30 protein-coding genes are annotated in these 22049 nt (G+C 41.7%); 7 read left to right on the forward strand and 23 right to left on the reverse strand.

Translation table 11 applies throughout. From position 1 onward, the window contains the following. The first annotated feature begins 83 nt into the window (after window positions 1-83). From ACLFKQ_RS09985 to psbV, 4 genes are all read left to right on the forward strand, one after another. Window positions 84-887 (forward strand): sirohydrochlorin chelatase, encoded by an 804-nt coding sequence (locus tag ACLFKQ_RS09985; RefSeq protein WP_448999677.1) that lies wholly within the window; start codon window positions 84-86, stop codon window positions 885-887. Then, entirely contained in the window at window positions 884-1657 is a 774-nt protein-coding gene (cobA, locus tag ACLFKQ_RS09990) for a uroporphyrinogen-III C-methyltransferase (protein ID WP_448999678.1), read from the forward strand. Before ACLFKQ_RS09985 ends, cobA begins: the two co-directional genes overlap by 4 nt. 644 nt (window positions 1658-2301) lie before the next feature. Beyond that, window positions 2302-2478, forward strand: coding sequence for a translation initiation factor IF-2 (locus ACLFKQ_RS09995; protein WP_448999679.1), 177 nt, complete (start codon window positions 2302-2304; stop codon window positions 2476-2478). Window positions 2479-2682: 204 nt separating this feature from the next. Further along, on the forward strand, window positions 2683-3174 hold the full coding sequence (gene psbV, locus ACLFKQ_RS10000; RefSeq protein ID WP_448999680.1) for a photosystem II cytochrome c-550: 492 nt from the start codon (window positions 2683-2685) through the stop codon (window positions 3172-3174). Between the two features lie 199 nt (window positions 3175-3373). Here psbV and hemH read toward each other — a convergent pair whose 3' ends face one another. Further along, a complete protein-coding gene (gene hemH / locus ACLFKQ_RS10005; RefSeq protein WP_448999681.1) occupies window positions 3374-4537 on the reverse strand; it encodes a ferrochelatase in 1164 nt (387 codons plus the stop codon). Between the two features lie 437 nt (window positions 4538-4974). Between hemH and ACLFKQ_RS10010 the strand changes: the two genes are divergently transcribed. The 3 genes from ACLFKQ_RS10010 to ACLFKQ_RS10020 all read left to right on the forward strand — a co-directional run bounded on the left by ACLFKQ_RS10010 (window position 4975) and on the right by ACLFKQ_RS10020 (window position 7202). After that, window positions 4975-5526, forward strand: coding sequence for a YqeG family HAD IIIA-type phosphatase (locus ACLFKQ_RS10010; RefSeq protein WP_448999682.1), 552 nt, complete (start codon window positions 4975-4977; stop codon window positions 5524-5526). Window positions 5527-5846: 320 nt separating this feature from the next. Beyond that, window positions 5847-6308 carry a hypothetical protein gene (locus ACLFKQ_RS10015; protein ID WP_448999683.1) on the forward strand — a complete coding sequence of 154 codons (462 nt, stop codon included), beginning with the start codon at window positions 5847-5849 and terminating at the stop codon, window positions 6306-6308. Window positions 6309-6437: 129 nt separating this feature from the next. Then, on the forward strand, window positions 6438-7202 hold the full coding sequence (locus ACLFKQ_RS10020; protein WP_449000327.1) for an SDR family NAD(P)-dependent oxidoreductase: 765 nt from the start codon (window positions 6438-6440) through the stop codon (window positions 7200-7202). Window positions 7203-7372: 170 nt separating this feature from the next. Here the strand turns inward: ACLFKQ_RS10020 and nuoK are convergent, their stop codons facing one another. The 22 genes from nuoK to rpsH all read right to left on the reverse strand — a co-directional run bounded on the left by nuoK (window position 7373) and on the right by rpsH (window position 22019). Then, the gene (nuoK, locus tag ACLFKQ_RS10025; protein ID WP_448999684.1) at window positions 7373-7678 is read right to left on the reverse strand and encodes an NADH-quinone oxidoreductase subunit NuoK; all 306 of its coding nucleotides are present in this window, start codon (window positions 7676-7678) and stop codon (window positions 7373-7375) included. A gap of 52 nt (window positions 7679-7730) precedes the next feature. Continuing rightward, complete coding sequence (locus ACLFKQ_RS10030) at window positions 7731-8354, reverse strand: NADH-quinone oxidoreductase subunit J (protein ID WP_448999685.1); 624 nt, start codon at window positions 8352-8354, stop codon at window positions 7731-7733. A gap of 355 nt (window positions 8355-8709) precedes the next feature. Further along, window positions 8710-9330, reverse strand: coding sequence for an NAD(P)H-quinone oxidoreductase subunit I (gene ndhI / locus ACLFKQ_RS10035; protein ID WP_448999686.1), 621 nt, complete (start codon window positions 9328-9330; stop codon window positions 8710-8712). Between the two features lie 43 nt (window positions 9331-9373). Beyond that, window positions 9374-10492 (reverse strand): NADH-quinone oxidoreductase subunit NuoH, encoded by a 1119-nt coding sequence (gene nuoH / locus ACLFKQ_RS10040; RefSeq protein WP_448999687.1) that lies wholly within the window; start codon window positions 10490-10492, stop codon window positions 9374-9376. Between the two features lie 345 nt (window positions 10493-10837). Further along, window positions 10838-11947, reverse strand: a complete 1110-nt coding sequence (gene prfA / locus ACLFKQ_RS10045; RefSeq protein ID WP_448999688.1) for a peptide chain release factor 1 — start codon at window positions 11945-11947, stop codon at window positions 10838-10840. 95 nt (window positions 11948-12042) lie between these two features. Next, on the reverse strand, window positions 12043-12294 hold the full coding sequence (gene rpmE, locus ACLFKQ_RS10050) for a 50S ribosomal protein L31 (RefSeq protein WP_448999689.1): 252 nt from the start codon (window positions 12292-12294) through the stop codon (window positions 12043-12045). A gap of 53 nt (window positions 12295-12347) precedes the next feature. Next, window positions 12348-12761, reverse strand: a complete 414-nt coding sequence (rpsI, locus tag ACLFKQ_RS10055; protein ID WP_448999690.1) for a 30S ribosomal protein S9 — start codon at window positions 12759-12761, stop codon at window positions 12348-12350. Then, on the reverse strand, window positions 12761-13216 hold the full coding sequence (gene rplM, locus ACLFKQ_RS10060) for a 50S ribosomal protein L13 (RefSeq protein ID WP_448999691.1): 456 nt from the start codon (window positions 13214-13216) through the stop codon (window positions 12761-12763). Before rplM ends, rpsI begins: the two co-directional genes overlap by 1 nt. A 150-nt stretch (window positions 13217-13366) precedes the next feature. Beyond that, window positions 13367-14197 (reverse strand): tRNA pseudouridine(38-40) synthase TruA, encoded by an 831-nt coding sequence (gene truA, locus ACLFKQ_RS10065; protein ID WP_448999692.1) that lies wholly within the window; start codon window positions 14195-14197, stop codon window positions 13367-13369. Window positions 14198-14209: 12 nt separating this feature from the next. Then, window positions 14210-14560, reverse strand: a complete 351-nt coding sequence (gene rplQ, locus ACLFKQ_RS10070) for a 50S ribosomal protein L17 (protein WP_448999693.1) — start codon at window positions 14558-14560, stop codon at window positions 14210-14212. Between the two features lie 16 nt (window positions 14561-14576). Next, window positions 14577-15569: a DNA-directed RNA polymerase subunit alpha gene (locus ACLFKQ_RS10075; protein ID WP_448999694.1), complete on the reverse strand. Its 993-nt coding sequence runs from the start codon at window positions 15567-15569 to the stop codon at window positions 14577-14579. A gap of 98 nt (window positions 15570-15667) precedes the next feature. After that, entirely contained in the window at window positions 15668-16060 is a 393-nt protein-coding gene (gene rpsK / locus ACLFKQ_RS10080) for a 30S ribosomal protein S11 (RefSeq protein ID WP_448999695.1), read from the reverse strand. 284 nt (window positions 16061-16344) lie between these two features. Then, the gene (gene rpsM, locus ACLFKQ_RS10085; protein ID WP_448999696.1) at window positions 16345-16728 is read right to left on the reverse strand and encodes a 30S ribosomal protein S13; all 384 of its coding nucleotides are present in this window, start codon (window positions 16726-16728) and stop codon (window positions 16345-16347) included. A gap of 68 nt (window positions 16729-16796) precedes the next feature. Continuing rightward, window positions 16797-16913, reverse strand: a complete 117-nt coding sequence (rpmJ, locus tag ACLFKQ_RS10090) for a 50S ribosomal protein L36 (protein ID WP_448999697.1) — start codon at window positions 16911-16913, stop codon at window positions 16797-16799. Window positions 16914-17017: 104 nt separating this feature from the next. Then, window positions 17018-17242 carry a translation initiation factor IF-1 gene (gene infA, locus ACLFKQ_RS10095; RefSeq protein ID WP_144866218.1) on the reverse strand — a complete coding sequence of 75 codons (225 nt, stop codon included), beginning with the start codon at window positions 17240-17242 and terminating at the stop codon, window positions 17018-17020. 304 nt (window positions 17243-17546) lie between these two features. Further along, window positions 17547-18101: an adenylate kinase gene (locus ACLFKQ_RS10100; protein WP_448999698.1), complete on the reverse strand. Its 555-nt coding sequence runs from the start codon at window positions 18099-18101 to the stop codon at window positions 17547-17549. Window positions 18102-18155: 54 nt separating this feature from the next. Then, window positions 18156-19484 carry a preprotein translocase subunit SecY gene (gene secY / locus ACLFKQ_RS10105; RefSeq protein WP_448999699.1) on the reverse strand — a complete coding sequence of 443 codons (1329 nt, stop codon included), beginning with the start codon at window positions 19482-19484 and terminating at the stop codon, window positions 18156-18158. Window positions 19485-19613: 129 nt separating this feature from the next. After that, window positions 19614-20105: a 50S ribosomal protein L15 gene (gene rplO / locus ACLFKQ_RS10110; protein ID WP_448999700.1), complete on the reverse strand. Its 492-nt coding sequence runs from the start codon at window positions 20103-20105 to the stop codon at window positions 19614-19616. Between the two features lie 15 nt (window positions 20106-20120). Beyond that, on the reverse strand, window positions 20121-20648 hold the full coding sequence (gene rpsE / locus ACLFKQ_RS10115) for a 30S ribosomal protein S5 (RefSeq protein ID WP_448999701.1): 528 nt from the start codon (window positions 20646-20648) through the stop codon (window positions 20121-20123). A 32-nt stretch (window positions 20649-20680) separates the two neighbouring features. Next, on the reverse strand, window positions 20681-21043 hold the full coding sequence (gene rplR, locus ACLFKQ_RS10120) for a 50S ribosomal protein L18 (protein ID WP_448999702.1): 363 nt from the start codon (window positions 21041-21043) through the stop codon (window positions 20681-20683). A 9-nt stretch (window positions 21044-21052) separates the two neighbouring features. Further along, complete coding sequence (rplF, locus tag ACLFKQ_RS10125) at window positions 21053-21595, reverse strand: 50S ribosomal protein L6 (RefSeq protein WP_448999703.1); 543 nt, start codon at window positions 21593-21595, stop codon at window positions 21053-21055. 22 nt (window positions 21596-21617) lie between these two features. Continuing rightward, the gene (gene rpsH / locus ACLFKQ_RS10130; RefSeq protein ID WP_448999704.1) at window positions 21618-22019 is read right to left on the reverse strand and encodes a 30S ribosomal protein S8; all 402 of its coding nucleotides are present in this window, start codon (window positions 22017-22019) and stop codon (window positions 21618-21620) included. Window positions 22020-22049 lie beyond the last annotated feature (30 nt).

Below are 22049 nucleotides of genomic sequence, written 5' to 3' on the forward strand. Positions count from 1 at the left end.
AAGGTAGAGTTCAAATAGCTATAATTTGAAAAACAGTCGACCAGCTTTACAACTACTTCATTGATAATTTGTTGGGGAACTTCTTGAGTTTAACTTCTGCTTACTTATTAGTATTTCATGGCAGCCGCGACTCGCGTTCGCTCTCGGCTGCCTCTCAATTAGCGCGGTTAACCGTCAAGCAACTAAATTCTAAAATAATCTTACCTCAGAGAAATGAGTTATCACCACAATCGCCGTTTTTAGCCAACAAAATCTCAGTAACTGGTAGGAGTTCTGTTAAACCCTTAGTGGATATTGCTGCATTAGAATTAGCTAGATTACCTCTGCACCAAAGCATTATTAAATTCGCACAAATAGCTCAAAAAAATGGCTACAAGCAAATAAAACTCATACCGTTATTTTTAGGTGCGGGTGTCCACGTTAGGCAAGATATTCCTCGGGAGATCGCTCGTGCCAAGGAGACTATTGGTGAAGCAATATCGATTAAATCAACTACATATTTAGGTGATTATACGGCAATGTCGCGTCTATTAAGCGATAGATTTATTCAATTATCTGGAGAAGGGCGAATTCTATTAGCTCACGGCAGTCGTTCGGTTGCAGGTAATGCCTCGACTCAAAGTCTGGCGACCCAAGTGCAGGCAGAAGCAGCATATTGGTCGGTTACTCCCAACTTAAGCGACCGCGTTAAAGCTTTAATTGCTGCAGGTAGATCGAAGATTGCCATTTTGCCTTACTTTTTGTTTACAGGCAAAATCTTCGAGGCGATCGCCAGTGAAGTAGAACGATTGCGCCATCTTTTTCCCCAGACAACTTTAATTCTCGGTAAGCCTTTAGGTGCGACACCAGAATTAGCCGCCTTAATTGCGGAGGTGATATCTCAATGAATCGAAAAAATATTTTGTATCCAGGAAAGGTTTATTTGGTAGGTGCAGGACCGGGAGATCCCGGTTTGATGACTGTTAAGGGTAAAACTTTATTAGAACACGCTGACGTAGTTATTTACGACGCTCTGGTAAGTGAGGCAATTTTGCAAACGATCTCTCCTCGGGCAGAAAAAATTAATGCCGGTAAACGTCGGGGTCGTCACTCCAAACTTCAGGCAGAAACTACTGAATTACTCAAGAAAAAGGCAAAGACTAATGCGGTCGTGGTGAGGCTCAAAGGAGGAGATCCTTTTGTATTTGGGCGAGGCGGAGAAGAAATGGCAGGTTTAGTTAGGGCAGGAATAGCGGTAGAAGTAGTACCAGGAGTCACTTCGGGTATTGCCGCTCCTGCCTATGCGGGAATTCCCCTGACTCACCGACAGTACAATTCTTCAGTTACTTTCGTTACAGGACACGAAGCTACGGAAAAATATCGTCCTCAAGTCAACTGGCAGGCGATCGCTATGGGTTCGGAAACAATCGTGATTTATATGGGGGTGCATAATCTGTCGAAAATTATTCCCCAACTGGTGGCTGGCGGAATGGGTTGGGATACACCGATTGCGATGATTCGTTGGGGAACGCGACCAGAACAAACTCAATTAATTGGCACTTTAGCTACAATTATCGCTCAAATGGCAGCAGTAGAATTTGAAGCTCCGGCGATCACCATAATTGGTAAAGTTGTTTCTCTCCATTCTCAACTCGTTCCCGAGCGACATAACAGTTGACAACTTGCTTTAAAAATTTATTTGTTGGAAGTTAAAATTAACTGATGTTTGCTGTTTTTTGGTTTATCGATGCTAATACTCAAAAACTTTAAGCTACCGGGAGTAGAGTTGGGACAAAAATTGCCCGTCCGCAGCTCGGGGATCGGCAAGAACGAGTTTTAGTCACACTTCGAGCAAACCGAGTTCCATCGGCATTGGAGATCGATTCTAGCTAAAGAATCATTGGAAATTAAAATTTAGTTGCGCTATATCAGAGCTAACTTAGTTTTTGAATTTATTTTCAGTTATTATTTTTCGAATAACTGTATTGGCAAAAAATGTTCTTCTTCCATATTTCGACAGTCCGAACTCAACTTTGGCTAGTTACAGGTGGTTAATTGTTCAATTGTGGCTATTGAATGGCATGATATTTATGATGAGATGAGTTTGATTGAAGCAAAATGAGTAGTAATACTTATGCTTAGCAAAACCGTTCATCAACGTCATAAGAAGAGTAATTGGTGAAAAAATTTACTATATAATACACAGTTACTAAGTTGCGGTCGTTGATGAAGTAAATGCTAGTCCAATCTCAATCAAAAAAATAATCTTTGAAGATTATTGAATTCTCTCGATCGACTAAATTTCGACCACATTTACAGTCTATGGGTTTTGCCGATTTATCTATTAGTGAAATAGCAGCAGAGTACGATCTTCCAGTGGAGAGGATTTTTGCTCTTTGCGATCGCTTGAATATCGCCTATAAAAACGAACGAACTTATTTAGCATTAGAAGATGCCAAAGCAGTTATTACCTCTATTCTTGCCGAGCGAGATAAATAATTTAAATACCTAGCTTGGGTTCGATAAGTTCCGCTCTGGCGATCGATAAAGCTCGATAAAGCAAAGCATAGATCTTAATTCTTGATGAGGTCGGAGTGCTGAATTTAGATCGAGAGCGATAACTAACAATTAAGTAAATACTCGTTAGTGGCGCAATTTAATTAATTATACGCCACGAACAACCCAAAACTTTTAAGGAGAACAATGTTGAAGCGATTATTATTTGCTGTTGTAGCAACTTTATTTTTTGCCATTCAATTTAACATCAATAGTGCTAATGCTGTCGATCTAGACGAAAGCATTCGCACAGTTAAACTAAACGAACAGGGAGATAAAATAGTTCTTTCTAATAAACAAGTTAAAGAAGGTCAAGAACTGTTTGTTAATAGCTGTACCTACTGTCATAAAGGGGGAAACACCAAAACTAATCCCAACATCAACTTAGGATTAGATGCTTTAGCTAATGCCGAACCACCGAGAGACAATATTGAAGGCATCGTAGATTATTTAAAACATCCTACTACCTATGATGGCGAACGAGACATCTATGAATTCCATCCTAATACTACTCGTTCCGATCTCTATCCGATCATGCGTAACCTGACCGACGAGGATTTAAAAGCGATCGCCGGACATATTTTGATTCAGCCTGATGTTCGAGGTTCTTCCTGGGGAGGCGGAAAAGCTTACTTTTAATTTATAGGTTAGAGGCATTTTCCGGAGCAAAGGAGAAGTCTGTAAGCAAAAATCTAAATTAAACAACTAAATTATTACAATTGGTTGTTTATAAAATGCTGAAAATAAACAAATAGAACTCTGGGAATTTGGTCTAACTCACGACTAAATTCCCATTATTTTAGGTTTTTTAAAGATATTTAACTTGAGGCGATTTTTTTCAAAGTATCCCTACCAAATGCAAAGGACCGTTACCACTAATTAATTCAATCAGTAAGGCGATAAAACCTAGCATTGCCAAACGACCATTCCAGACTTCAGCCGCACTAGTCATACCCCACTGCCATTTCTCCTGAGGATACATTTTCATATTTTTTGTTGGATGAACGATCTCGGCAAAAGTATGAGATTGAGAATTTAAAGATTCAATGACTAAATTTGCCAAAGAATCGATAAAGCCAGGATGAATATTTAAGGCAGGAACTCGCTGAAAATTAGTAATTCCTGCTTCCTGAGCTATTTCACGATATTCTAAATCGATTTCTTGTAAAGTTTCTATATGTTCGGAAACAAAGCTAATTGGTACTACTAGTAAATTTTTAACACCTCGAGAGCCTAATTCTTGTAAAGCTCCTTCCGTATATGGTTTGAGCCATTCGACAGGACCAACTCGACTTTGATAGGCTAAAGTGTATTCGTTAGGTCTATTGAGAGTCTGCATAATTAAACGAGTGCATTCTTCAATTTCACGCTGGTAGGGATCTCCTGCTTCTTCTACATAACTAATGGGAACTCCGTGTGCGCTGAAAAAGATATGCACTTCATCTGGTCGTTCGAATTTAGTCAATTCTTCGGCAATTAAATCTGCCATTGCCTGTAAATAGCCTGGGCGGTCGTACCAAGAAGTGATAACCGTGTATTTAATTTGCTGTAGAGTTTTATCTTTTGCCCACATCTCTTCGAGTAAGCGGAAACTCGAACCACTGGTGCTAATCGAAAACTGGGGATATAAAGGAAGAATCACCAGCTCTTCAATACCGTCATTTTTGATATGAGCGATCGCTTCTTCGGTAAATGGATGCCAATAGCGCATTCCAATATAAATTTTGGCTTCTTGCCCTAGTTCTCTCAGCTTAGCTTCTAAAGCTTTACTTTGTGCTTCTGTAATTCTTCTTAAAGGCGAGCCGCCCCCAATTTCTAAATAATTTGCCTGAGATTTTTTGGCTCTCAGGGTAGAAATCAACCATGCCAAAGGCTTTTGCAATGCTTTAACTGGCAGCCGAATTATTTCGGGATCGGAAAACAGATTGTATAAGAAGGGACGGACATCTTTGAGTTTATCGGGTCCGCCAAGATTGAGTAATAAAACTCCAACACGACCCATAGCTTTGATATTTTATATAAATTTTCACATTCTTTACTAATTTTAACAATATATCTTTTCTTGGGTTTCCATTTGTTTGAATATACAGAACTTAACTAATGACTGAAGCTATCTATGTGAGAAGATAAAAGCTTACAAACAATACGTGGATGAACTTTGAGCTCTGTAGGAGTGGCAAAATCTACTATCAATTACCTAAAGTTAGATTTCGTACTACTCAGTAGATTTATCCGCCTGATGGTTTTACGGTGTTGCTGTCTTTATAGAGATGATTTACTCAGAAAATAGAAATCTAAACTTAGCGATCGAAAATTACAGGTAAGTTGCTAAGCAAATTGCACTATGTTAAAACTTCGACCGAACTTGCCATAATTGCACCAAACTAGAAAATGAATCAATTTCTACTTTAAATCTCTATTTACTTTTAATATTCAGTCGTGTTTAAAACAAATTTGTTACAGCCAGATTTAATTCTTGGAGGAACGATAGTCGATCTAAATCCTCAAGTTTTTCAAGATTATCGAATTCGAGGTTTAATTTTAGACGTAGATGAAACTTTGGTTTCATATCAAAATAGTACAGTTTCTACCGAGCTACAACAATGGATAAAAGAAGTCAGAGAGATTGTGCCAATCTGGCTCGTGAGTAACAATATTAGTGAAAGTCGTATTGGTGGCATTGCCGACTCGCTCAAACTTCCCTATATTTCAGCAGCCCTCAAACCTTCTCGACGCAAACTAAGACAGGCCGCACGAGAAATGAATTTACCTGTAGAAAGTGTTGCCATGATAGGCGATCGCTTGTTCACCGACGTATTGGCAGGTAACCGTTTGGGAATGTTTACTATCTTGGTCAAACCGATGAGTAATTTGTCCCCCTTTGCCAATAATTTCTCGATTCATAACTTTGAAGCCTGGATTTCTCAGTTGTTAGGAGTGTCTTTGGCCGTAACGCAACAAAACTCAACAAAAAGTAAGTACTCGCAATAATGCTAAATATTAAAAAAATATTATGAAAATAAATTTAATCACTAAAATCTGGGACTATTTATTTAAATTCAAATGGGGTCAGCCGAGATAAAGACCCTAAATATAATAAAATTCTATAACTATAAAGCGTTACCTCTAGCTTTGGGGGTAACGCTTTATAATATGCAGCAATTCTCCAAAAACCACTATAATAAACCATAAAGTTTGCCGATAATTGTAAACTATCACGAATTAACTGCTGCGATATTTAAGTAAATGTATCGAAATACACGGCAATCAAGTCTCTGTTTGGAGTATAGTAAAGAATTATCTAAAACTTGATGAACGGCGAAACCAATCGAGCGATAAACAGTATTTTTAGCTGGCTTGGTAAAATTTACTGGGTAGCGATTATTTTATTGCTCCTCAATAGCTGTGGTTATTTAGCTCCACCCAAAGAATTAGCACCTTCAGGAGAAATAATTAAACAGGCGCTCGCTTTCGAACTAGAGGCAACAGAAGAAACTCTAGCACGACAATTAGACTTAGCATCTCCTAGCGTTAAAATCGATAATATTCGGATCGAAAAGTTACAGCCTCTATTCGTAGCTAAATTACCAACATATCATCTACAAGGAAAATATAATTTTAAACTTAAATTATCTCGTCGCCAGATCGAACAAAAAAATCGTGATTTTGACGTTTATTTACAGCGACAAGTAGAGGGGAAAACTTGGCGACTGTTGAGAAAAGATAAAACAACCAACAGTAGAGAATGGACTAGTTATTTGCTCCCTACATAAAAAATAAAGTAAACGATACTAAAAGATTAAATACCAAAAAGATTAAATACCAATATTTCTGGGTTTTTGGAATTTTATCTCTTGTTTACCTAGAAAATCAATGATTTCCCTAAACAAATTCGGATTAGAATACAAGTGCTAGAAAGTAATAATAATGTGTTAATCGTAGGGGCGAGTCAGGGAATCGGTCTGGGTTTCGTTCGTGCTTTACTTCAAAATGAGGCGATCGCCAAAATTCATGCTACCTATCGTCACGAAGCATCGGCAACAGAATTAATTGCTCTCGGTCAGAAACATCCCCAGCGATTGTTGTTGCTACAAGTCAATGTTACAGATGAATCTCAGATAGCCACAGCAATAAGGCAAATTAGCACCACTGCTAACCAACTGCATCTGGTTATTTACTGCGTAGGAGTATTACACGAAGGGAAATTAACTCCAGAAAAAAGTCTCAGACAGATCGATTCAAAGAACTTACTATATTATTTTCAGGTAAATAGTATTGGTGCGGTACTACTCGCCAAACATTTAATGCCCTTGTTACGACATGGCGATCGCAGCGTTTTTGCCAGCATTTCTGCCAAAGTCGGCAGCATTGGTGATAATCGTCTGGGTGGTTGGTACGGTTATCGAGCTTCGAAAGCGTCTTTAAATATGCTCTTGCGCACTACCGCGATTGAATATAGCCGGAGATGCCCTAACACAATTGTCGTTGCCTTACATCCAGGCACGACCGATACTCGCCTTTCTCGACCTTTTCAAAAAAATCTTCCACCAGAGAAATTATTTTCCGTAGACTATACGGTTAATTTACTGTTAGCGGTACTTAAAGACTTGAATATTAAAGATAGCGGTAAGTTCTTTTCGTGGGATGGTACTCTCCTACCTTGGTAGAGCAAGAGAAAATCTAGGAGATGGAGGATTTCTTATGGCTCGTGAATTGTCGCTCGTTGACAGTAGATTAAACACATCGACTATTAGCTATTAATAAGAAACAACTTTCCCCTCACTTTGGTCAAACTTTTCTTTTCCTAGATATTTTCTCTCATCTCATAGTAAAAAAACTACCATTTAAGCAAATTAAACTGTTCCATATCAATAGTTTCACGGTTACGGTAGATTGCTAAAACAATTGCCAAACCAACTGCGGCTTCAGCAGCAGCAACGGTAATCACGAAAACGGTAAATACTTGTCCTTTGATGGCACTGGGGTCTAAATAATTAGAAAATCCCATTAAGTTGAGATTGACTGCATTGAGCATCAACTCGATTGACATTAACACCCTAACAGCATTGCGGCTACTAATTAAACCATAAATACCAATACAAAATAATGCCGCAGCCAATAATAAAAAATATTCAATTTGCACTGTCTCTATCTCCTTTAGTTTAAAAATCTTGCCTAATTTTTTCTATTGCAATTTATTTACTTTCATCGCTGGCGCGATCGCCAGAAGCAACTAACTCCCGGGGACGTTCTGGCAATGTCAGGCTGGTAGATACAGTTTCTTGTATCGATACGGTATCGGGAATGAAATCACGACGGGCAAGAATAATCGCTCCTACCATCGCCATCAGTAATAGCACTGAAGCTAGTTCGAAAGGCAATAAATAATCGCTAAAAAAATGTTCGCCAATTGCTACAATTGTATTGTCTATTACGGCTGGAGAAGTACTGGCAAGTGACCAAGGGGTTACCAAAACCATGGTTCCTAAGAGGGCAAACAATCCGAGACAAACTACTCCAGTTGCTAGTTTGCGAATCCAGCGGCGAGGAAGCTCGGAAAAGTTTTCTTGCTTGTTTACCAACATAATGGCAAACAAAATTAATACGTTGACCGCACCGACGTAAATCAGAATTTGAGCTGCAGCTACGAAATCGGCGTTAAGTAAAATATACAAACCAGAAATGCTAAGAAAGACTCCTGCCAATAAAAAAGCTGAGTGAACGATATTAGAGAGCAGAACCACTCCTAAAGCTGCACCCAACATCATCACCGCTAAAATACCAAAAGCAACTATTTGAACTCCTTCGGCTAAATTCACGCTTGTTCTCCTTAAATTTTGTCTAATTGACCGACGGTCACTACTGTCTTCGTTTCGTCTTAGCGAGTTACCTAGTTCGGAGGATGGCTAACACGAGTTCTCTAGCCAAAAAGGTCGGCTAAAGATGGCGAGGAAACCTTAACAGATGCGTCCTCAATGCTCGCCGGATATTGTCTCCTCTTACATAAATTTAAGTCACAGCCCCTTACGTTGATGATAAACGTGGGAAAGTAATCTGTGACCGATTTTATCTTCTACTTCTGCTCTTTTTTGAAACGATTGAGAAATTTTAGAGGGATGAAAGAACGAGCGCTCGCGTTTTCGATCCCTCATCTTCAAACTTAGTGCTTACCATTTACTCACTGGCTGCTTCTTCTTTTTCTTTTGGTTGAGAAGCTTCAATTTCTTGCTGAATTTCTTCAGGTCGTTTGCCAGCACGCTGCGAACCAACAGGTAATCCATGGGCTTCAACTATTCCTTTAGGAAGGTAAGCCATTTCTCGTAAAGGTTTAACCATTGGGTCTTGTGTTACTTTGTAAGGCAAGCGTCCCAAGGCTACGTTATCGTAGTTGAGTTCGTGGCGATCGTAAGAAGCCAGTTCGTATTCTTCGGTCATCGAGAGACAGTTGGTAGGGCAGTACTCTACGCAATTACCACAGAAAATACAAACGCCAAAATCAATACTATAGTGATTGAGTTTTTTCTTCTTGGCTTGTTTATTAAACTCCCAATCGACTACTGGCAGATTAATCGGACAGACGCGCACGCAAACCTCACAAGCAATACATTTATCGAATTCAAAGTGAATTCTACCGCGATAGCGTTCGGAAGGAATGAGTTTTTCGTATGGATATTGAACGGTAACGGGTCGCCGTTGCATATGGTCAAAGGTAACAGAGAGTCCTTGACCGATAAATTTTGCTGCTTGCCAACTTTCTTTGGCGTAATCTCCTACTTGTTTGAGAATGTCGAACATAATAAATAATAATCTGATCGAGTTAATAACCTACAAAATGGGGTTAACCGCCGAATGCTATAGGAAAAGATAATTTTAGAGCGGCAGTAATCAAAAGATTGGCTAGAGAAACTGGTAATAAAAATTTCCAACCGAGATCTAGTAGTTGGTCGATTCGTACCCGAGGCACTGTCCAACGTAACAGGATCGCGATAAATACTAGAAAATAAGCTTTAATCAAGGTCATAGTAATGCCCAAAGCAGCAGTTAATACTTGCAGCCAAGGTGTAGTTTCACTAACACCCAGCCAATCAGCCAAGCTATTCAAAGGCACTATAAATTCCCAACCGCCAAGGTAGAGAACGGCAAAAATTAATGCCGACAATACTAGGTTGACGTAAGAACCGAGATAAAACAAGGCGAACTTCATGCCGGTATATTCGGTTTGATAGCCAGCAACCAGTTCTTCTTCTGCTTCTGGCAAATCAAAGGGAAGACGTTCGCATTCGGCTAGAGCCGCGATCCAAAAAACAATAAATCCTACGGGCTGCCGCCACACATTCCAGCCTAAAATACCGTAGCCAGATTGTTGTTCGACGATATCGATGGTACTGAGACTATTCGACATCATCGCGATCGCCAGTACGGAGAGAGCTAAAGGAATTTCATAACTGATCGATTGGGCTGCCGCCCTCAAACCACCGAGCAAAGAATATTTATTGTTGGAAGCATAACCAGCCATTAACAATCCGATAGGAGCAATACTGGATAGAGAAATCCAGATAAAAATACCGACGTTTAGATCTGTGATTACTAGGTTTTGTCCAAAAGGCACGATGAGATAAGACAGAAACACTGGCACTACAACTAGTACGGGACCTAAGGTAAATAGCCAGGGATCTGATTTAGCAGGAATCACATCTTCTTTGAACACCAGTTTGATGCCATCGGCTACTGGCTGCAAAACTCCTAAAGGACCAGTATATTCTGGACCGATACGTTGTTGTGCTGCGGCAGATATTTTTCTCTCTAGCCAAACTACTACTAAAACTCCTACAGTGGCACCGATAATCATCAAAATCATCGGTAGGGGTAACCAAATTGCTTTAGCTAAGTCGGAGGGAAGTCCAAATTCTCGTAGAGTCTGGATAAATCTTCCTTGTAGGTCAATTCCTAAGTTCATTGTGGTATGTCGTGTTAGATTAGGGCAATATAAATTTGATGCAGCTTATTTTTATCAGAGAGACTGCATCGTAGAATGACGGAGCTGGCTCTGACTTCGTAAATTTTTTTTACACTGCTCCATGCTAAGTATATCGTCGTCTGCCAACTAACCTAATTATTTATCCTAGTAGTTTCTACTTATTATTCTAGTTCGATTTTCTAGGTTTCCAGGCAACGGTTTTAAGACCGAGCGATAAAAAGTACACTTGAAGTTAAAAGTTTAGAGTTTACAGTTGATAGTTCTCAGCTAAAAACTTTTAGTGCCAAACTTTGAACTCCGAGCGTTTCTTGTCGCCTATTTGTATTAAGTCAGGGCTTCTGCGGTGTTTGGTGAGTCTGCTAGTTCTGCTAGTCTTTCCTGTTGATCTTGAGAGATGCAGGATTGAATGATAGTTTCGATATCTCCTTCAAGAGCATCGGCTAAAGTGAAGTTTTGTCCCAAACGATGATCGGTAATACGATTATCTTTATAGTTATAAGTACGAATTTTTTCAGACCGCGCTCCCGTACCTACCTGCGATCGCCGCATACCTCTCACTTCTTGCTGCTGTTCGGCAAGTTTCATTTCGTAGAGTTTGGCGCGTAGAATTTGCATGGCGCGTTCGCGGTTTTGTAATTGCGATCGCTCCTCCGTACAGAAAATTCTGATCCCGGTTGGTTTGTGATATAAATCGACGGCAGTTTCAACTTTATTGACGTTCTGTCCTCCAGCACCGCCAGAACGAGCGGTTTTCACCTCGATATCGGCTGGATCGACTTGGACTTCTACGTCATCTACTTCTGGCATTACCGCTACGGTTGCCGTAGAAGTATGAACTCTACCTCCAGCTTCAGTTAGGGGAACCCGTTGCACGCGGTGTACTCCAGCTTCAAACTTAAGTTTACTATAAACCGAGTCTCCTTGAATCTCCAAAATTGCCTCTTTAAAGCCACCCATATCTGCCAATGACTCGCTCAGTAGCTTGACGTTCCAATTTTGAGATTCTGCGTAACGGGAATACATTCGCACCAGATCTCCTGCCCAAATACTGGCTTCGTCTCCACCAGTACCAGCGCGAATTTCTAACATAATATTTTTGTCGTCGTTAGGATCGCTTGGTAAAAGTAGAATTTTTAGTCGCTCTTCGAGTTGTTCGAGTTTGGCTTCTAACTCTTCTACTTCTAAAGTTGCCATTTCCTTCATTTCGGGATCGCTAGCTTCGCGATAAATTTCTTTAGCTCCGCTTAACTCTTCTGTAGTCCGTTGCCATTGTCTAAAAGCATTGACGGTTTCTTCTAGTGAAGAGCGAGCTTTAGCAATTTTTTGCAGTTCGTCAGGGTTAGTAGCGATGTCGGGATCGGCTAAACGATGGGTTAATTCTTTAAAAGTTTGTTCTACAGATTTAAGTTTTTCTAATAAATAGGCTTCTGCCATGACCTAAACTCCTGAAAATTTATGAGGGAAATTAGAATAAAACAAACCCAGCAGTTGAAAAAACTAACTGCTGGGTTAAAAAATCGCACCAATTGCTATTTTTTATTATCTTTCTGGTCAGAATTGGAATCGTTACTAGAATCTAACATCCCATATTTACGTAAAAAGCGATCGACTCTACCTTCAGTGTCGATAATTTTCTGCGTACCCGTATAATAGGGATGATTCCCTGACCAAACATCGACATGGATTTCTGGCTGAGTCGAGCCTACAGTCATGACAACTTCTCCATTACAGATGACTTTGGCTTCTGGATACCAGGTGGGATGAATATCGGGTTTGGGCATTTTTTCCTCTACTAAGTTCTGCTGCTGTAGTAAATTCGAAGTTATTGGTAAGATTATCGTTTGGAGAATTGAGGAGCTTTACGAGCTTTATGTAAACCGTATTTTTTCCGCTCTTTACAACGAGGATCGCGAGTGAGATAACCTTCAATTTTGAGCGGCTGGCGGTTGTTAGGGTCTTGTTGACACAAAGCTCTAGCTACTCCTAGTTTAACAGCATCAGCTTGACCGGTTAAACCACCACCATTAGCATTGACTAAAATGTCATATTCATTTTCGAAACCTAGAGTTTCTAAAGGAGCTTTGATTGCGGTTAAGTAACCAGGAATGCGGCTGAAATAATCCACACCGGGTTTGCCGTTAACCACTAAGTTGCCTTCTCCAGGTACGAGGCGTACTCTGGCTATCGCCGATTTCCGCCGACCGGTACCCCAGTATACTGCCTTGTCTTGAGTTGCTGTTGCTTCCATTAGTTATCTCCTGCGGGAATAGTATTAATGTTTAGAGGTTCTGGCTGCTGTGCTTGGTGAGGATGTTCTGCACCAGAATAGACTTTGAGTTTGGTAAACAATTTGCGACCCAAAGCATTTTTAGGCAGCATTCCTTTGACTGCTTTTTCCACGATGCGATTGGGAATTCGCGTCTGTAGCTGGTCGAAAGTTTCGGTTTTCATCCCGCCAGGTCTTCCAGAGTGACGGCGATATAATTTTTGCTCGTTTTTTCTGCCGGTAACGACTACCTTTTCGGCATTAACGACGATTACGAAATCGCCAGTATCCATATGAGGGGTAAAAGAAGGTTTATTTTTGCCTCGTAGGATCGTAGCAATTTCTGTAGCCAATCGTCCTAGACGCTGTCCTGCCGCGTCGACTACGTACCATTTCTGGCTGAGAGTTTCTGAAGTAGGTATAGGTGTTTTATTCATCGACAAAATTTAACAAATAGTAATTTCGAGATTGTTTTTATATAGATTATTATGTTTTGTCTGAGTAAGACTGCGGTTGGAACGGTGAAAAACCGCTACGAATGCTGAAGCTCTATCTTCGGTAAATGCCCAACAAGTCGATCTCAAAAGTTAGGTCAAAACAAAACTGGGCTGAGTATCGAACCACACTCGTTTGGGAAAGGGATGATTTGGATAACCGACTCTTAACAAACACAACCCTTTGGCAGGGGCAGAATATTTGACTAAGTCCCGTCGTCTCTCGCGCCACAGTCGATTAAAACTTTCTAGCGATCGTGCTTGAGTTCCCACCTCCACCAGCATTCCTACTAGCAGACGCACCATACCGTACAAAAAACCATCAGCCTGAATTTCTATACAGAGAATAGAATTATTCCGATAACATTCGGCAGCCTGAATTTCTACCCAAGAATGGTTTCTCGAAGACCCCGCTCTTCTAAATGCTGCTAAATCGTGTTTTCCCACTAGAGGAGCGAGAGCAGCTTGAATTAGTGATTCTTGTATCTTAGCGTGATAGTAGTGCCAGCTCAAGCTACTAAGGAATAAGTTGGGAAGTTTGTCGGTATAAATTGTATAGCGATAACGCCGCCAAATCGCCGAAAAACGAGCGTGCCAATCAGGCAGTACCCTGGCTGAAGCTCTAACTAATATACCTTCAGGAAGTTTGGTATTGAGAATTTTCGACCATTTGTCAGGGGGAATCGGTCCCGTATAATCGAAATGTGCCACTTGTGCGGCCGCGTGTACTCCAGAATCGGTTCTTCCTGCACCGTGAACGTTCACGGGTCGACCTACTACTGAAGCGATCGCCCGTTCGAACTCTGACTGGATGGTACTGCGATCGGGTTGTCGCTGCCAGCCAGAATAATTTGTCCCTAGATATTGAATTACTAGAGCGATCCGCTGTTTTACCAATTGAGAGTCAACTGAGCTGACAACCATCGAGCGACTAGACTATACTAATTCAATAATTGCCATTTCAGCATTGTCCCCACGTCGGTTTTGAGTTCTCACGATCCGGGTATATCCTCCCTGGCGGTTGCCGTACCGGTCTCCAACTGCTTTAAATAATTCGCCAACTAGTTCTTGGTCGTAAAGATATCCCGCTGCCTGTCTTCTGGCAGCAAGGGAACCGTCTTTGGCTAGGGTAATCATTTTATCTACTTCGCTACGTACTGCTTTAGCTCGAGCCTTAGTAGTTCTGATTTGACCGTGGCGGATAATTTGGGTTGCCAGCGAGCGTAACAAAGCTTTTCTTTGGTCGGCTGGTAAACCTAATTGAGGTACTTTACATCGATGACGCATGATTGATAAGTTTAATCTATATGGTTTTACTAGTTTTTTCTTGAGACAGAGTAATGCCCAAGCGTTTTTGCAGGGCTTCAATAACCTCGTCGGCAGATTTTTGCCCGAAATTTTTGATTTCTAAGAGGTCTTCTTGAGTATAATCGAGTAAGTCGGATACCGAATTGATTTGCGCCCGTTTGAGGCAGTTATAAGCTCTAACCGATAGCTGTAATTCTTCGATAGGTATTTGGCTGGTAGGATCTTCGTCTTCTACGTAATCTTCTTGAATTTCCTCTAAAGTCAAATCTTTAAGAGGATTGAATAAATCGACCACGATACCTGCCGCTTGAGACAGAGCTTCTTCTGGTTTGATGCTACCGTTAGTCCAAATCTCGATGATTAACCTTTCTTTAATCCCGCTGCCGTCGATACGAGCAGTTTCAACACTGTAGTTGACCTTGGTAACCGGCATGAATACCGCATCAACCTGTAAAAAATCCAGAGAACTACCCTCTTCGCGTCCTTTTTCGACGGAGCGATAGCCTTTGCCTTTTTCGACGCGGAACTCCATTTCCAAGCTGGTTCCCTCGGCGAGAGTAGCGACATATTGGCTAGAATCTACTGTTTCTATTCCATCGGGCAGCACGAACTGAGCCGCAGTCACCGTTCCCGGTCCATTGGCAACCAAGCGTCCTATTTCTGGCTGATTGGAGTGGCTTTTGAGGACGATTTCTTTCATATTAAGAATAATTTCTAAAACATCCTCCCTAACTCCTTCGATGGTGGCAAATTCATGGGTAGCAAAACCAAATTTGTGTTCTGGTTTATCCTTATCTTTAGCCATACCTCCGCCGATGCGAATTGCAGTTACCGCAGCCCCTTCTAAATTTGACAGTAATACTCTTCTGAGGGCATTACCCAAGGTCGTTCCCTGTCCCCGATCGAGAGGTTCTAAGACAAACTTACTATACTGATGCTGATTTTTGAGAGTTTTTGACTCTATACATTCAATTTGAAATTGCGCCACAGACCGATCTCCCTACTATTCGACAGCGATTGGAAGTTTGTAATGACCGAAATAACTTTGCCAATCGCTTGGCTTTCTAATTGTGTTGGTTGATAAGCTTATACCCTACGCCGTTTGGGTGGACGACACCCGTTGTGAGGTATTGGCGTAACATCGCGAATCAAAGTAATTTCTAACCCCGCTCCCTGGAGAGCTCGAATTGCGGTTTCTCGACCAGCTCCCGGTCCGCTAACCATTACTTCTAGCTGACGCATACCTTGATCGATCGCACTTCTAGCCGCACTGTCTGCTGCTGTTTGAGCTGCAAACGGAGTTCCTTTTTTGGCTCCTTTAAAACCGCTCGAACCTGCCGAAGCCCAAGACACCACGTCACCTCTAGTATCGGAGATAGTAACAATAGTGTTGTTGAAAGTCGATTGAATATGAGCTACTCCGTTAGGAACGTTTTTTTTAGATTTTTTTGCGCCGCTTCTTCTTTTCGGTTGCGCCATGGTACTCTATTATTTACTTAAATTACTATTACAACTAAGGTCAATTCGACTCCGTCTCGAAAAGACGGAACTTTCTTTAATTTGGTCAATTTACGTTGATGGTGAGGAAAAGTTAGTCTCTAAATATTTACTTTAAAGCCGAGCGCTCCAGCTAGCTTCTTGGTATTTTTGAGACGATAGTACCTCAATAACCCATATACTCTTTCACCGAGGGGGCTCCCCACTGCTTCCAAAAGCAACCGTAGCCAAGTAATCGATGACTGAGGTTAGCTGGAGGTAATTATTTATTTTTTCCCTGGAGCTTTTTTCTTACCTGCTACAGTCAAGCGTCTACCGCGACGAGTTCGAGCGTTAGTGCGAGTTCTTTGTCCTCTTAGGGGTAAACCCATGCGATGCCGACGACCTCGATAAGTACCGATATCAGCCAGGCGTTTGATATTCATGGCCTCCCATCGTCTCAGATCGCCTTCAACTCGATAGTTGTCTTCAATATAAGAACGCAGTTTGACTACATCTTCGTCAGCCAGGTCTCTAACTCTAGTGTCTGGATCGACTCCTGTTGCTGAGAGAATGTCTTGCGCTCTTGATAAACCAATCCCAAAAATATATGTCAGCGCAATTTCTATGCGCTTGTCACGGGGAAGGTCTACACCAGAAATCCGTGCCACGCTACTTTCTCCTTATCTTTTATGTTGGCGTACTACTATTAATTTTGTTCTTTAGCGATTTTTTTTGTCTATCCCTGACGCTGTTTATGCTTGGGGTTACTTTTGCAAATCACCATAACACGACCGCGACGACGAATGACGCGGCATCTTTCACACATTTTTTTAACTGATGGTCTAACTTTCATGCCTCTTTTGGCAACACTGCAAGCTTATAATTATATTTTATAATATCTTACTATGTCAAGAAATTATAGCTTTGGTATTTTACTGACGAACTCGACTATTGATTTTATTTATTTTTAAGGCGATAGGTAATTCTACCCTTAGTAAGATCGTAAGGAGTTAACTCGACTTTAACGCGATCGCCAGGTAAAATTTTGATGTAGTTACGTCTGATTTTGCCAGAAATATGAGCTAAAACGTTAAATCCGTTGTCAAGATCGACACGGAACATGGCGTTCGGAAGAGACTCTGTTACAGTTCCTTCCATTTCAATTAGATCTTGTTTAGACAATTTAAAATTTCTCCGCTATTGGGTCCAGAAATAGCTGACGGCAAAGCGCATGATTTGCAAGCTCGTCATTCCATCTCGATCGATATTTTTATCGTCCAATAGTTTATCTTACACTTTTTAGCCGTCTTTATCAAAAAAAGTGATTTTTGGCAAGAAAACGGTCGGCATCAACGGCTAAACACATCCTATTTGTGGAAGGGTAGAGGGACTGAGAATTTCAGGAATTGAGTTCTGTTTTTAATTAATCGATAAAATCCTTATTAGATAAGGATTTCGCAATTTAGATGTGTTTGCCCCATAGGCATCAGGAGATCGCCTTTTTCAAAGCCGCAGTTACCGCTTCCATTGAATCGTTGCCGTCAATAGTTTTTAAAGTGCTTTGTTTTTGATAAAAGTCAATCACGGGCATCGTGTCTCGACGATAGACTTCTAGACGACGGCGAATAGTGCCTTCATTGTCGTCACGACGCTGGCGCGAGAGTAGCCTAGAAATTAATACTTCGTCGGGTACTGCTAAATATAAAACGCGATCGGCAGCTAAATTTAATTGTGCGAGCAAACTATCCAAAAATTTTGCCTGAGCGAGATTGCGAGGGAAACCATCCAAAATCCAGCCGTGCTCGGTATCTGACTCTAATAGTCTCTCTTTAATCAAATTGAGAATCAGATCGTCAGGTACCAATTCACCACGCTCCATATAATCTTTGGCTTTATTTCCTAATGGAGTCTGCTGAGCAACAGCATTTCTCAGGATGTCACCGGTAGATATATGAGGAATCTCATACTCTTGGGATAAAATTTTTGCTTGAGTTCCCTTTCCCGCCCCAGGAGGACCTAAAAAAATCAATCTTTTTGTCATCTTAAAAAACTTGTGTCCTCCGGATTAAATAAATTTTGACAGTAGAGTTTTTTATTACTGCTTGACCATACCTTCATATCGCTGAGAAATTACATAAGTCTGAATTTGTTTGGCAGTATCGATGGCTACTCCGACTAAAATCAACAGAGATGTTGCTCCAAAACCGCTAAACACGGTAGTTCCTGCCGGGATCGCGCTTTCGACTAAAGTGGGTATGGTAGCTACTAGACCTAAGAAAATCGCACCCAAAAAAGTCAGACGGTTGAGAACTTTTTCTAAATAATCTCTGGTAGCTTTCCCGGGGCGAATACTGGGGATGGAGGCACCCATTTTTTTGAGATTTTGCGACATATCATCAGGATTGCTAATCAAACTCGTATAAAAATAGCTAAAAAATAATATTAGCAAGAGATATACGACGATATAGAGCCAACTACCGGGTTGGAGTGCCAGTGCAACACGGTTAATAATGTTCTTGGTAGTGCCATTGCCAGGAATAAATCCAGATAAGGAAGCTGGCAAAAACAAAACTGCCGAAGCAAAAATAATCGGCATTACTCCACCTTGGTTAAGTCTTAGAGGCAGATAATTAGTTCTCTCGCGGTAAACCCTTCTTCCCACCTGACGACGAGCCGAAATAATTGGAATGCGACGGGTTCCTTCTTGAATAAAGACAATACCGACGATCATTGCCAAAAAAACTAAAAGTAGGACGATGACCTGGGCAATGGCTTCTCTACCTCCCTCTTGAGCGTAACTTATGGTGTTGCCCAAGGTTTTGGGTAATACGGCGACGATATTGACAAAAATCAATAAAGAAGCTCCGTTACCGATACCTCGTTCGGTAATTAATTCGGAAACCCACATGACAAACATCGAACCCGCAGTCAAAGCGAGAACTGTTTCGGCAATGGGAAAAAAGCTTCTAGCAATGATGCCATTTGTTACTAGCAGACCTAAAGTAATCCCCAGACTCTGAATGACAGCCCAGCCCAGAGCTACATAACGCGTGATTTGAGAAATTTTCCGTCTGCCTGCTTCTCCCTCATTTTTCTGTAAATCTTCCAAAGAAGGAATGGCAGAGGCGAGTAACTGCATGATGATCGAAGCATTAATAAACGGTAAAATGCCCAGGGCAAAAATTCCCAGCGCTGAAATACCGCCCCCGGTAAAAATATCTAAAAAGCCGACAATCGAAGCATTGGTGGTATTACCGAGCAAATTGCCAAATCTTTGGCGATCTATTCCTGGAATGGGAATGAATACTCCCAAGCGAACTAGGACTAAAAGACCGATGGTAACCAGCAACCGACCTCTAAGACCTGCTGCTTGCGCCATCTGTAAAAAGGTTTCTTGTGCCGATGGAGTTTTTTCTCGAACCATAGTTATTTTTTTGGTGGTTAGGAGCTAGATAAATTTGCTAGGCGATCGCCCGTAGCACTTAGTTTGCCAACCGCGCTTTAAAATTGCGATCTAGATCTAATTTTTTCACTTTTGCTACTCGGGAGCAACTTATGTAGACTCCTCTGTTGGTTCGCTGGTTTCAGTTTTATCGGCTTGAGATTCGAGAATGCAGCTACCACCAGCGGCTTCAATTTTCTGACGCGCTCCCTTAGTAAAAGCTGCTGCGGTTACACTCAAAGGTACATTTATATCTCCACGACCGAGGATTTTTAGCGGTCCGTCATCGGTAGTAGAAATTCCCCTTGCCAACAAAGAGGCTTTAGTCACTTCTGAGTTTGCCTCGAGAGTAGCTAACTGTTCGACGTTGACAATAGTATAATGCTTTTGATTGACTAAAGGAAAATATTTTAGCTTGGGGACACGCCGATAGAGTGGCATTTGTCCGCCTTCAAAACCAGCTTTGGTGCCCGTACCAGAACGAGATTTTTGCCCCCGCATTCCATAGCCACAACTAGCACCCTGACCTGCGGCTATACCACGTCCGACTCTGCGTCTGCGGCTTTTTGACCCTACTTTGGGGCTGAGATTTTCTAATTTCATCGAAATTCACCTCAATTAAGCGTACACTTGTTCTAAGGAAATGCCTCTTTCTTTGGCGACTTCTGAAAAAGTTCGCAGTCCATCGAGAGCATCTATGGTGGCTCTGGCATTATTTAGAGGATTATTAGAACCTAGTTGTTTGGCTAGAATGTTTTTGACTCCTGCCAATTCTAGTACGGTACGTACCGCACCACCAGCAATTACTCCCGTACCGGGAGCGGCCGGTCGCATGAAGACTTTAGCTCCTCCGGCAACACCGTTACTGACGTGGGTAATCGAGCTTGATTTAGTTAGAGCGACATCAACTAGCTGTTTTTTAGCATCGGCCACGCCTTTGCGTACCGCTCCAATTACGTCAGCAGCTTTACCTACTCCTACTCCTACCTGACCGTTTTCATTGCCAACTACCACGATCGCTCTGAAGCTTAATTTTTTACCACCTTTAACTACTTTGCTAACGCGGCGAATCTGTACGACTCGCTCTTGCCAGTTGGTATCTTTTTCTTTGGCACGTCCTCGACGACGCGACTTCGATTTAGGCATAATAAATTATTTGAACTACAACATTATATTAATTAAAAGTCTAACCCAGCTTCTCGAGCGGCTTCAGCTAGGGCGGCGATACGACCGTGATAGAGATTGCCGCCGCGATCGAATACCACTTTGGAAATCCCTTTGTCTAAAGCTCTTTGAGCAACTAGTCGTCCCACCGCAGCCGAACTAGAACGAGTCGCACCAGAAGACAGCTCTGAGTTGAATTCCTTGTCGATGGTAGAAGCGGCAACTAGAGTGTGTTGCGCTACATCATCAATTAGCTGGGCGTAAATATGTTTATTAGAACGAAACACACAGAGACGAGGACGCTCTGGCGTACCTTCTACTTTTTTGCGGATGCGCTGATGACGGCGTTTGACTAATTCTTTGCGAGGAGGTTTCATAAGCGTAGTTTATTTCTTACCTGTTTTACCTGCTTTGCGTCTAATTTGTTCGCCAAAATAGCGAATTCCTTTTCCTTTATAGGGTTCTGGGGGACGGACACTTCTGATTTTAGCGGCAATGTTACCTACTAACTCTTTGTCGATGCCGCTGACAACGATCTCGGTGTTGCGATTGTCAATCGCTACGTCAATACCGTCGGGCATAGTCATTTCTATCGGCTGGCTGTAGCCAACATTAAGCGTTAAAGTTTTCCCTTGAGCTTGTGCCCGATAACCCACGCCTTGAACCTGAAGGCGTTTTTGGAATCCTTGAGATACGCCTACTACCATATTGGCAACTAAAGTTCGGCAGAGTCCATGACGTTGGCGGGCAAGGCGCGAGTCATCTTTTGGGGTGACCTCGATATTTTCTCCCTCTTGTTTGACAGAGATCGCAGTAGGAATTACTCTTTCTAGAGTGCCCTTGGGACCTTTAATTGTAACTTGCTGCCCCTTGATTTCTGCAGTCACCTTGGCAGGAATAGGGATGGGACGCTTACCAATACGAGACATAGATCGTAATACTCCTTGTAAATTACCAGACGTAACAGAGAATTTCGCCCCCAACACCCTGACGACGAGCTTCCCTATCGGTCATTACGCCGTGAGAGGTAGAAACGATCGCAATACCAATACCACCCAGGACGCGAGGAATATCTTTGCGTTTGGAGTACACTCGCAAACCTGGTTTGCTAACTCGTTTGAGAGTGTTGATAATTGGCTGGCGATTTCTGCCTTTGTATTTGAGGGTAATGACGATATTTTTCTTTAATTCTTCCTCAGTTTCTTCGTAGCCGCCAATAAATCCTTCGCTTTCTAATACTCGTGCAATGCTACGAGTCATTTTAGTAGAAGGTACTAGTGTGGTTTGATGCTTGACCAGGCAGGCATTGCGGATGCGGGTCAGCATATCTGAAATAGTATCGTTTGCCGCCATTATTTCCTATTGTTTGTCGCTCCTAAAAAT

The organism is Myxosarcina sp. GI1(2024) (genome assembly GCF_053543375.1).